Annotated in this window: 11 protein-coding genes, 1 rRNA gene and 1 riboswitch; of the genes, 11 read left to right on the top strand and 1 reads right to left on the bottom strand. The window is 44.9% G+C overall.

Translation table 11 applies throughout. The annotated features are described in order from the left end of the window. The first annotated feature begins 135 nt into the window (after nt 1-135). Nucleotides 136-251 (top strand): 5S ribosomal RNA (gene rrf, locus FQV28_RS02220). Nucleotides 252-300: 49 nt separating this feature from the next. On the opposite strand, the gene FQV28_RS02215 is transcribed toward rrf, so the two are convergent. Then, the gene (locus FQV28_RS02215; RefSeq protein ID WP_146493976.1) at nt 301-858 is read right to left on the bottom strand and encodes a cysteine hydrolase family protein; all 558 of its coding nucleotides are present in this window, start codon (nt 856-858) and stop codon (nt 301-303) included. A gap of 228 nt (nt 859-1086) precedes the next feature. Between FQV28_RS02215 and FQV28_RS02210 the strand changes: the two genes are divergently transcribed. The 10 genes from FQV28_RS02210 (at nt 1087) to purF (ending at nt 10308) form a co-directional block, all read left to right on the top strand. Further along, nucleotides 1087-1608 (top strand): DUF2179 domain-containing protein, encoded by a 522-nt coding sequence (locus tag FQV28_RS02210; protein ID WP_146493977.1) that lies wholly within the window; start codon nt 1087-1089, stop codon nt 1606-1608. Then, complete coding sequence (locus FQV28_RS02205; RefSeq protein WP_146493975.1) at nt 1605-1793, top strand: NETI motif-containing protein; 189 nt, start codon at nt 1605-1607, stop codon at nt 1791-1793. Before FQV28_RS02210 ends, FQV28_RS02205 begins: the two co-directional genes overlap by 4 nt. An 85-nt stretch (nt 1794-1878) precedes the next feature. Next, a riboswitch (purine riboswitch) is annotated at nt 1879-1978 on the top strand. A gap of 139 nt (nt 1979-2117) precedes the next feature. After that, nucleotides 2118-2606: a 5-(carboxyamino)imidazole ribonucleotide mutase gene (purE, locus tag FQV28_RS02200; protein WP_146493974.1), complete on the top strand. Its 489-nt coding sequence runs from the start codon at nt 2118-2120 to the stop codon at nt 2604-2606. After that, the gene (purK, locus tag FQV28_RS02195) at nt 2603-3727 is read left to right on the top strand and encodes a 5-(carboxyamino)imidazole ribonucleotide synthase (RefSeq protein ID WP_146493973.1); all 1125 of its coding nucleotides are present in this window, start codon (nt 2603-2605) and stop codon (nt 3725-3727) included. Before purE ends, purK begins: the two co-directional genes overlap by 4 nt. Before the next feature lie 16 nt (nt 3728-3743). Next, complete coding sequence (gene purB / locus FQV28_RS02190) at nt 3744-5039, top strand: adenylosuccinate lyase (protein ID WP_146493972.1); 1296 nt, start codon at nt 3744-3746, stop codon at nt 5037-5039. A gap of 15 nt (nt 5040-5054) precedes the next feature. After that, nucleotides 5055-5771: a phosphoribosylaminoimidazolesuccinocarboxamide synthase gene (gene purC / locus FQV28_RS02185; protein WP_146493971.1), complete on the top strand. Its 717-nt coding sequence runs from the start codon at nt 5055-5057 to the stop codon at nt 5769-5771. Further along, entirely contained in the window at nt 5768-6022 is a 255-nt protein-coding gene (gene purS, locus FQV28_RS02180) for a phosphoribosylformylglycinamidine synthase subunit PurS (protein WP_146493970.1), read from the top strand. Before purC ends, purS begins: the two co-directional genes overlap by 4 nt. Continuing rightward, a complete protein-coding gene (gene purQ, locus FQV28_RS02175; protein WP_146493969.1) occupies nt 6019-6702 on the top strand; it encodes a phosphoribosylformylglycinamidine synthase subunit PurQ in 684 nt (227 codons plus the stop codon). The genes purS and purQ overlap by 4 nt, the downstream gene beginning before the upstream one ends. Beyond that, complete coding sequence (gene purL, locus FQV28_RS02170) at nt 6686-8911, top strand: phosphoribosylformylglycinamidine synthase subunit PurL (protein ID WP_146493968.1); 2226 nt, start codon at nt 6686-6688, stop codon at nt 8909-8911. The genes purQ and purL overlap by 17 nt, the downstream gene beginning before the upstream one ends. Next, nucleotides 8887-10308, top strand: a complete 1422-nt coding sequence (purF, locus tag FQV28_RS02165; protein ID WP_146493967.1) for an amidophosphoribosyltransferase — start codon at nt 8887-8889, stop codon at nt 10306-10308. The genes purL and purF overlap by 25 nt, the downstream gene beginning before the upstream one ends. Nucleotides 10309-10315: the final 7 nt, after the last annotated feature.

Here is a 10315-nt window from a genome sequence, read left to right as displayed (position 1 = left end):
GATAGGTTCGGGGTGGACGCGTGGCGACACGTGCAGCTGACGAATACTAATCGATCGAGGACTTAACCAACTACGTGTTTCAGCGTTTCAACCGTCGTGTATCCAGTTTTGAGTGAACAAGCACTCTAACAAGAGTCCAGTGATGATGGCAAAGAGGCCACACCCGTTCCCATCCCGAACACGGAAGTTAAGCTCTTTTGCGCCGATGGTAGTTGGGGGTTTCCCCCTGTGAGAGTAGGACGTCGCTGGGCACACCGAAAAAGTCAGAACCGATCAGGTTCTGGCTTTTTTATATTTTAATTAACGATAATTGTTGTGAATAGGAGTAAATATATCTTCTAAACTCTCGCGAACCAATGAAAAATGATCTACATTATCGAATCCATGTAAAGTTTTATTATGATGTGCAATAATTTTTTCTGCCGGCAGCACAACTGAAGTCGTAGTAGAGTGTCCGTCACTGACTAATGTTACATCAAATTTATTAGTAGTCGCGGTACGGACTGCGGTATCAATGCAATACTCAGTTTTGCATCCCATAATGACAATAAGTTGAACTTCATGTTGTTGCAAATAACCAAGAAGAGGTGTTTCGTAGAAAGCGTTTGTTGCTTTCTTGTCAAAAATCGTTGCCTCCTCGGGCATCTTAATAGATGAATGGACTTGAAAGCCTGGTCCTGCCCCATCCGAAACATCCAAGTCACGTATAAAGACAATCGGAATCGAGAGGGTTAAAGCCTTCTCAATCACCTTATTAATAGTTTCGATTAGTTCTTCTTTCGCCGTTACGCCTGGTTCGTTTTGATTGCCATCAATCAGTTCTTGTTGAGCATCAATAATTAACAGGGCTTGCTTCAACTTAATCTACTCCTTTACTCATTTTTAGTTTTGCTAATCAAGATGTTACATTATTATTGTATGTTTCTATTCTCTAAAATTGTGCAGATACCTCTAAAATGAAAGCAGAAACAATAAAAAAATACATAGGTATGTTGTAATCTTGCATTCACTATAAAATTAAACTAGTATGTAACTTAATAATTCAGAGAAGAAAGGAAGAAGTAAGTGGATATAAATCCTTGGTTGATGATCCTTATTATTTTTACTATTAATATTGTTTATGTAGCGTTTTTAACTATACGTATGATTCTAACTTTAAAAGGATATCAGTACGTCGCTGCTGGCGTAAGTATAGTGGAAACTATCATTTATATAGTAGGGCTTGGCTTGGTGCTTGATAATTTAGATCAGATTCAAAATCTAATTGCTTATGCTATTGGTTTTGGGACAGGGGTCATCGTTGGTTCGAAGATTGAAGAAAAGATGGCTCTGGGTTATATAACGGTGAATGTAATTACAAGTGATGCTGGGGAAGCTTTGCCACGGCAATTAAGGGAACAGGGGTATGGCGTAACGGATTGGACTGCGAATGGAAGAGACGGCGACCGCCAGTCAATGCAAATTCTCACACCTCGAAAAATGGAATTGGCCTTGTATAGATCTATACAAGAAATTGATCCGAAAGCTTTCATTATTACTTATGAACCGAAGACGATTCATGGCGGATTTTGGGTCAAAACTGTACGGAAGGGAAATTTGTTTAAATGAGCAAAAATACGGTATGGTTTGAAGTTGGAGAAAATGAAACCTTGGCCAGTTGCTTAGAGCGTATGAAAACGCAAGGCTATATGGCTGTTGGCCGCAAAGAAGAGCCGGTATTTCAAGAAGTAAATGGTGAACCGGTACCAGTAAGGCAAATTGTGAAATTTAAAGGTGTTAAAATAGAAAAATAACAACCAACTTTTGTAAAAACCGAACGATAAAATTTATTGGATAAGGATCGTTCGAGTTTTTCGTTGACTCGCTATACTCAACTTGTTATGATGGTTGTGGATACCCCATATATGCAGAAGGATTGGCTTCTGCGTTTCTACCAGGACACCGTAATGTCCGGACTATGCGGGAAAGCAACTTATAGAGACTTGACGAAAAACAGGCTTTTGCTATTGCCTGTTTTCAATTTCGTTGTGTATTACAAAGTCCTTAAGTAATCTGCTTTTCACGTGAAGTGAGCAGTTTACTTAAGGACTTTTATTTGTTTATAAGGAGAGAATAGAATGAATCCGCGAATCGGTGTAATTATGGGAAGTACGAGTGATTGGGAAACGATGAAACATGCATGTGATATATTAGATGAGCTGGGTATTTCTTATGAAAAACGAGTGGTTTCTGCTCATCGTACACCGGATTTGATGTTTTCCTATGCAGAGGAAGCACGGGAACGAGGATTGCATGTAATTATCGCTGGAGCTGGCGGAGCCGCTCACTTGCCGGGGATGGTCGCCGCTAAGACAACATTGCCGGTAATTGGTGTGCCAGTTCAGTCAAAAGCGCTGAACGGCCTGGATTCGCTTTTGTCGATTGTACAGATGCCAGGAGGCGTGCCAGTCGCAACAGTGGCAATCGGAAAAGCTGGAGCAACAAATGCAGGCCTTCTTGCGGCTCAAATATTAGGAACGGTCGATTCTCGAATAGCCGACGCTTTACAGGAACGGAGAAAACAAACAAATGCAAAAGTGCTTGAAAGTTCGGGTGACTTAATTTGACAAAGACGCTATTGCCAGGACAAACAATCGGTATTATTGGCGGCGGGCAATTGGGACGAATGATGGCCTTAGCCGCTAAAGAAGCTGGTTTTAAGATTGCTGTGCTTGACCCGGGGATGGATTCGCCGACAGGGCAAGTAGCAGATATCCAGATTGTGGCTCCGTTCAATGATCTCCATGCGCTTGAGGAGTTGGCTGAAGTAAGTGACGTTATTACTTATGAGTTCGAAAACATTGACGTAGCCGGATTAAAGCAGCTGGCAGAAATGTCGTATGTGCCTCAAGGAGCTGAACTGATCCGCATTACGCAAAACCGGATCTTTGAAAAACAAGCGATTGCTGCGGCAGGAGTGCCAATAGCCAATTATATAGAAGCAACTAGTTACGAGGAGTTGGAAAAGAAGAGCGGGCAATTAGATTTTCCTTTCGTTGTAAAGACTGCAACTGGCGGATATGATGGCAAAGGCCAACAACTCATTGCTTCAAAAGAAGAGTTGCCGCTAGCAGAACCGCTTTTTCAAAACGGTGATTGCGTGGCAGAATCATTCGTTCAGTTTACAAAAGAAATATCAGTGATTATTCAACGCAATGTACATGGTGAAATGACGGTACTGCCGATTGGGGAGAATATCCACAAAGATCATATTCTTCATCAAACCATTGTGCCAGCGCGTATCGAAGTGAATACATTAGAACAAGCGAAAGAAGCGGCGCGAAAAATCGCTTCGCATTTGGATATGGTGGGGACATTGGCTGTTGAAATGTTTGTGTTGGAAAACGGCAATATTGTCGTCAATGAGTTAGCGCCGCGGCCTCATAATTCGGGCCACTATTCGATTGAAGGAACGAATATTTCCCAATTTCATCAACATATCCGGGCAATATGCGGATGGCCCCTCAGAGAGCCGAAATTGTGGTCGGACACGGTTATGGTGAATGTGCTGGGTGAACATGTGGCACGGCTTGCCTCGAAAATTGCCCATTATCCAAATTGGTCTATTCATTTGTACGGAAAAGAAGAAGCAAAACACAAACGCAAAATGGGGCATGTTACTATTTTGACGGATGATTTAAATCAAACTTTAAAAGAAATAGACGAATCCGGCATTTGGCCGGAATAATTGGAGGAACTAAAAGATGATAGCACGTTATACACGGCCCGAAATGGGTGCCATTTGGACAGATGAAAACCGGTACAATGCTTGGCTGGAAGTTGAAATTCTAGCATGTGAAGCTTGGGCGGAAATCGGTGATATTCCAAAAGAAGATGTGGCGAAAATCCGGAGAGATGCTTCGTTCTCGGTAGAGCGCATTTTGGAAATCGAAGAAGAAACTCGCCACGATGTGGTTGCTTTTACAAGAGCGGTATCGGAAACCCTCGGTGAAGAACGGAAATGGGTTCATTACGGGTTAACATCAACTGACGTCGTGGATACGGCATTATCCTTTTTGCTTAAACAAGCGAACGAAATCCTTCGTAAAGATTTAACAAACTTTATCGAGATTTTAGCAAACAAAGCAAAAGAACATAAAATGACGGTTATGATGGGCCGCACGCACGGTGTCCATGCTGAGCCGACAACATTCGGTTTGAAACTGGCGTTATGGCACGAAGAAATGAAACGCAATTTAGAGCGCTTTGAAGCAGCAGCAAAAACGATTGAAACCGGCAAAATGTCTGGGGCGGTTGGAACATACGCTAATATCGATCCGTTTGTTGAAGAGTATGTGTGTAAACAACTGGGTCTTGCTGCTTCCCCGATTTCTACCCAAACATTGCAGCGTGACCGCCATGCCCAGTACATGAGCACCTTAGCGTTAATTGCTACATCAATCGAGAAGTTTGCAACAGAAATTCGCGGCCTTCAGAAATCGGAAACGCGCGAAGTGGAAGAGTTTTTTGCAAAAGGCCAAAAAGGTTCTTCTGCAATGCCGCACAAGCGCAACCCGATCGGATCTGAAAACATGACGGGGCTTGCTCGCTTAATCCGCGGTTACATGGTTACTTCTTATGAAAACGTCTCGCTTTGGCACGAACGCGACATTTCGCATTCTTCTGCAGAACGAGTGATTTTACCGGATGCAACGATTGCACTGAACTATATGCTGAACCGTTTCGGCAATATCGTGAAAAACTTGACGGTGTTCCCGGAAAACATGAAACGCAATATGGATTCGACGCTTGGCCTAATTTATTCACAACGGGTGTTGTTAGCCTTGATCGACAAAGGAATGGCTCGTGAAGCGGCGTACGACTTAGTTCAGCCATGTGCGATGGAAGCATGGGAAAACCAGACGCATTTCCGCAAAATCGTGGAAGCGAACGAAACGATCACATCTCAGTTAACGAAAGAAGAGTTGGATGATTGCTTTGACTATAATCATCATTTACAGCAAGTGGACATGATTTTTAATCGTCTTGGATTAAACTAAACGGGGGCTTTCATAATGGAAAAAGGTCAACTTTTGTACGAAGGAAAAGCAAAACGCTTGTATGCAACAAACAAACCGGAAATTTTATGGGTCGAATACAAAGACTCGGCGACGGCTTTCAATGGAGAAAAGAAAGCGGATATCGCCGGCAAAGGTACACTGAACAATAAAATCACTTCGTTATTATTTGAGAAATTGCAGAAAGCGGGAATCGCTTCTCATTTCGTTGAGCAATTGTCTGACCGTGAACAGCTGGTTCAACAAGTTTCCATTATCCCGATTGAAGTCGTAGTACGAAATATCGTGGCAGGCAGCATGGCAAAGCGTCTTGGCATTTCAGAAGGCACCGTGCTTGCCCGCCCTATTATTGAATTTTACTTGAAGAACGATGAACTCGGCGATCCGATTATCACAGAAGACCATATCGAACTGCTTGAATTGGCAACGCCGGACGAAGTAGCGCAGCTGCGTGAAAAAGCTGGTGTCATCAATCAAGTCTTAATCGGTTTCTTTAAAGAAATCGGCGTCGATTTGATCGATTTTAAAATTGAATTTGGCCGCGACTCAGCAGGTTCGATTTTGCTGGCTGATGAAATATCTCCGGATACGTGCCGCCTTTGGGACGCGAAAACAAAGCAGAAACTTGATAAAGATGTATTCCGCCGGGACCTCGGCAACTTAACAGATGCATACGAACTCATTTTAACTCGACTGGGAGGTCAACATTCATGAAAAAAGTAAAAATCTACGTAACATTACGCGAAAGTGTACTAGACCCGCAAGGATCAGCAGTTATGGGGTCTCTTCATAAGATGGGCTATAGCGAAGTTGAGGATGTCCGAATCGGAAAATTTTTGGAATTGAACATTGTAGAAGATGTGCAAGATGTGGATGCATTGGTGAATGAAATGTGCCAAAAGCTGTTAACCAATACCGTAATTGAAGATTACCGTTTTGAAATTGAGGAGGCTGTCTCACAATGAAATTCGCAGTGATTGTTTTTCCGGGCTCTAATTGTGATTTGGATATGTACCATGCAATCAAAGATGAGCTGGGCGAAGAAGCAGAATACGTTTGGCATGACTCTACAGATTTGAGCAAATACGATGGCGTTCTTTTGCCAGGCGGCTTTTCATACGGCGATTACCTACGCTGCGGCGCAATCGCCCAGTCATCAGCAGTCATGGATGAAGTGAAAAAAGCGGCGGAAGCCGGCAAGCCGGTTCTTGGAATCTGCAACGGGTTTCAAATTTTGACAGAAGCCGGACTTCTTCCAGGCGTGCTATTGCGCAACAAAAACTTGAAATTCATGTGCAAAACGGTCGGCTTGAAAGTGGAAAATGCTGATACGTTGTTCACGACTGAATACGAGCAAGGCCAAGAAATCCAAATTCCAATCGCTCATGGCGAAGGCAATTACTACTGCGATGATGAAACATATGAACAACTTCTTCAAAACAATCAAATCGTATTTTCATATGCAGACGACTTTAACGGCAGCCGAAATCAAATTGCAGGCATTATCAACGAACGCGGAAACGTGCTCGGCATGATGCCGCACCCTGAGCGCGCCGTATCCGAACTAATCAATGGCGATGATGGACTTGCATTATTCAAATCAATTGTAAAACAGTGGAGGGAAGCAAATGTCACTCATGCTTGAGCCAAATACAGCGCAGATTAAAGAACAGAAGATTTATCAGCAAATGGGCTTATCGGATGCGGAATTTGCAATGGTTGAAAAGATTTTGGGCAGAACGCCAAATTACACAGAAACCGGTTTGTTTTCGGTCATGTGGTCCGAACACTGCTCGTATAAAAATTCAAAGCCAGTCCTTTCTAAATTCCCTACTAAAGCGCCTCGCGTATTGCAGGGACCGGGAGAAGGCGCTGGCATCGTCGATATCGGTGACAATCAGGCAGTCGTTTTCAAAATGGAATCGCATAACCACCCATCTGCAATTGAACCATATCAAGGGGCAGCGACAGGCGTCGGTGGAATTATCCGTGATGTGTTCTCGATGGGCGCTCGCCCTATTGCCTTGCTGAATTCTTTGCGCTTTGGCGAATTGACAACTCCACGCGTGAAATATTTGTTTGAAGAAGTGGTTGCCGGAATCGCTGGATATGGCAATTGCATCGGCATTCCGACTGTTGGCGGCGAAGTACAATTTGACGATTCATACGATGGCAATCCACTCGTTAATGCGATGTGCGTTGGTTTGATCAACCACGAAGATATTCAAAAAGGTGTCGCTTCAGGCGTCGGCAATCCGGTTATGTATGTTGGGGCTAAAACTGGCCGCGATGGCATACATGGGGCAACATTCGCTTCTGAAGAATTGACGGAATCATCAGGGGACAACCGCCCGGCAGTCCAAGTAGGCGACCCGTTCATGGAAAAGCTTTTGCTCGAAGCATGCCTCGAGCTTGTGAAATCAGATGCGCTGATCGGCATTCAGGATATGGGTGCTGCAGGACTGACTTCTTCTTCTGCTGAAATGGCTTCAAAAGCAGGGTCTGGAATTGAAATGAATTTGGATCACGTGCCGCAGCGTGAAACGGACATGACAGCATACGAAATGATGTTGTCCGAATCACAAGAGCGCATGCTGATCGTTGTGAAAAAAGGCCGCGAGCCGGAAATCGTTGAGTTGTTCGAGAAATACGGCTTGGATGCTGTGACCGTTGGAACTGTGACGGACGATTCCACGCTTCGCCTGCTCCATAAAGGGGAAGTGGTAGCGGAAGTGCCAGTTGACGCTTTAGCCGAAGATGCGCCGGTTTACCACAAGCCATCAAGTGTCCCAGCTTATTTCAAAGAATACCAGGCGATGGACAATGCCGAGCCGAAAGTGGAAAACCATCAGGAAGCTTTGCTGAATTTATTGCAGCAGCCGACGATTGCTTCAAAAGAATGGGTTTACGACCAATATGACCACCAAGTGCGTACGAGCACAGTGGTCAGCCCTGGGTCTGATGCAGCGGTGATCCGTGTGCGCGGCACGAACAAAGGATTGGCAATGACGACAGACTGCAACTCCCGCTATATCTATTTGGATCCGGAAACTGGCGGCAAGATTGCGGTGGCGGAAGCGGCACGCAACGTGGTCGTATCCGGCGCAAAACCGCTGGCGATCACGGATTGCTTGAATTTCGGAAATCCGGAAAAACCGGAGATTTTCTGGCAGCTTGAAAAAGCGGCTGACGGTATGTCTGAAGCATGCACGATTTTGGATGCACCAGTTATCGGCGGAAACGTCTCTTTATATAATGAAACAAATGGTACGGCCATTTACCCGACGCCGACTATCGGCTTGGTCGGATTAGTGGAAGACCTCTCTCACGTAACCACTCAAGACGTGAAAAATGTCGGAGATGCCGTGTATTTGATTGGGGAAAGCTTTACGGAATTTGGCGGCAGCGAGCTTCAAAAACTAGTCGAAGGCCGCATTTTCGGAAAAGCGCCAGCTATCGATTTAACAGTAGAAGCGGAGCGTCAAGCGCAAATTTTAACTGCTATCAAGCAAGGGTTAATCGCTTCTGCGCATGATGTGGCTGAAGGCGGTGTAGCTGTCGCGCTTGCAGAAAAAACGTTCGGCAACGGATTAGGAATTGAAGCGACGCTTCCAGGTTCAGCAACTACGGCTCTTTTCAGCGAATCACAATCACGCTTTATCGTTTCTGTATCACCGGAACATGTGGAAGAATTTGAAGCAATCGTCAAGGATGCCAAGCGGATCGGCACTGTCACTGGAGAACGTGTAATCATCAAAAGTGAAGATGGCACGGCTTGGATCAATGAATCCGTCGATGCGCTTCGCTCAGCTTGGAAAGGAGCTATCCCATGCTTGCTGAAATCAGAAGCTTAAACGAAGAATGCGGTATTTTCGGAATCTGGGGACATGCCAATGCAACTCAATTGACCTATTACGGTTTGCATGCGCTGCAGCATCGGGGGCAAGAAGGCGCCGGAATTGTTTCAACAGACGGAAAGTCTTTGAAACCGTTAAAAGGCGAAGGCATGGTCAGTGAAGTGTTTACGCCTGAGAAAATTGAAAAAATCGCAGGAAATGCAGCAATCGGCCATGTCCGTTATGCAACAGCAGGAGGCAGCGGCATTGAGAATGTCCAGCCGCTCTTGTTCAATTCAACTACAGGCAGTTTGGCTATTTCGCATAACGGCAATTTGGTGAATGCAACCGAGTTAAAAGGCCATTTGGAGCGCCAAGGCAGCATTTTTCAAACAACATCTGATACAGAAGTATTGGCTCATTTAATCAAACGCAGCGGCTATGCGACATTTGAAGAAAAAGCAAAAAATGCATTGTCCCTATTAAAAGGTGCTTTTGCTTGTATTATCTTATCGGAAGAGGCCATGTATGTTGCACTTGATCCGAACGGCTTGCGCCCATTATCGCTAGGAAAGCTGGGCGATTCCTGGGTGGTAGCATCTGAAACTTGCGCTTTTGATATCGTGGGAGCGGAGTTCGTTCGTTCAGTTGAACCTGGCGAATTTTTGATAGTCACAAACGATGGCGTCCGTGCAGAACGCTTTGCTTACCCTGAAGAACGCTCAATATGTACGATGGAGTATGTGTACTTTTCCCGCCCCGATTCCGATATTGACGGAGTCAATATCCATGCAGCCCGCAAACGCCTTGGCATTCAATTGGCAAAAGAATTCCCGATTGAAGCGGACGTTGTTACGGGTGTTCCGGATTCGAGCATTTCTGCTGCAATCGGATACTCGGAAGCAAGCGGAATTCCATATGAACTTGGATTGATTAAGAACCGTTACGTCGGCCGTACATTCATCCAGCCATCCCAGGATTTGCGCGAACAAGGCGTCAAGATGAAATTGTCGCCTGTCCGCCAAGTGGTAAAAGGCAAACGCGTTGTCATGGTGGATGATTCAATTGTCCGCGGGACGACTTCCCGCCATATCGTCAATTTGCTGAAAGAAGCTGGTGCAACGGAAGTACATGTGGTTATCTCTTCTCCGCCAATCAAAAGCCCATGTTTCTATGGCATTGATATCAGCACTTCCGGAGAATTGATTGCTGCGAACAATACGATAGAAGAAATGCGTGAAATCATCGGTGCCGATTCGCTGTCGTTTTTGTCAGTGGATGGCATGGTGCAAAATATCGGCAGAACCGACCCAGGGTCGAAATGCGGCCATTGCTTGGCTTGTTTTACAGGAGAATACCCGACAAACATTTTTCCTACTACGGTATTGCCACACGAAAAAGAAACAGTGCGATAGGAGGATA

The organism is Planomicrobium sp. CPCC 101079 (genome assembly GCF_007859275.1).
Taxonomy (GTDB): Bacteria; Bacillota; Bacilli; order Bacillales_A; family Planococcaceae; genus Planococcus.
This window is presented reverse-complemented; position numbering and strand designations above follow the sequence as displayed.

Excerpts from the sequence above, each read along its gene's own strand:
- purQ (WP_146493969.1), top strand. The coding sequence starts at position 6,019 with ATGAAATTCGCAGTGATTGTTTTTCCGGGCTCTAATTGTGATTTGGAT.
- purF (WP_146493967.1), top strand. The coding sequence starts at position 8,887 with ATGCTTGCTGAAATCAGAAGCTTAAACGAAGAATGCGGTATTTTCGGA.
- purS (WP_146493970.1), top strand. The coding sequence starts at position 5,768 with ATGAAAAAAGTAAAAATCTACGTAACATTACGCGAAAGTGTACTAGAC.
- FQV28_RS02205 (WP_146493975.1), top strand. The coding sequence starts at position 1,605 with ATGAGCAAAAATACGGTATGGTTTGAAGTTGGAGAAAATGAAACCTTG.
- FQV28_RS02210 (WP_146493977.1), top strand. The coding sequence starts at position 1,087 with ATGATCCTTATTATTTTTACTATTAATATTGTTTATGTAGCGTTTTTA.
- purE (WP_146493974.1), top strand. The coding sequence starts at position 2,118 with ATGAATCCGCGAATCGGTGTAATTATGGGAAGTACGAGTGATTGGGAA.
- purL (WP_146493968.1), top strand. The coding sequence starts at position 6,686 with ATGTCACTCATGCTTGAGCCAAATACAGCGCAGATTAAAGAACAGAAG.
- purB (WP_146493972.1), top strand. The coding sequence starts at position 3,744 with ATGATAGCACGTTATACACGGCCCGAAATGGGTGCCATTTGGACAGAT.
- purC (WP_146493971.1), top strand. The coding sequence starts at position 5,055 with ATGGAAAAAGGTCAACTTTTGTACGAAGGAAAAGCAAAACGCTTGTAT.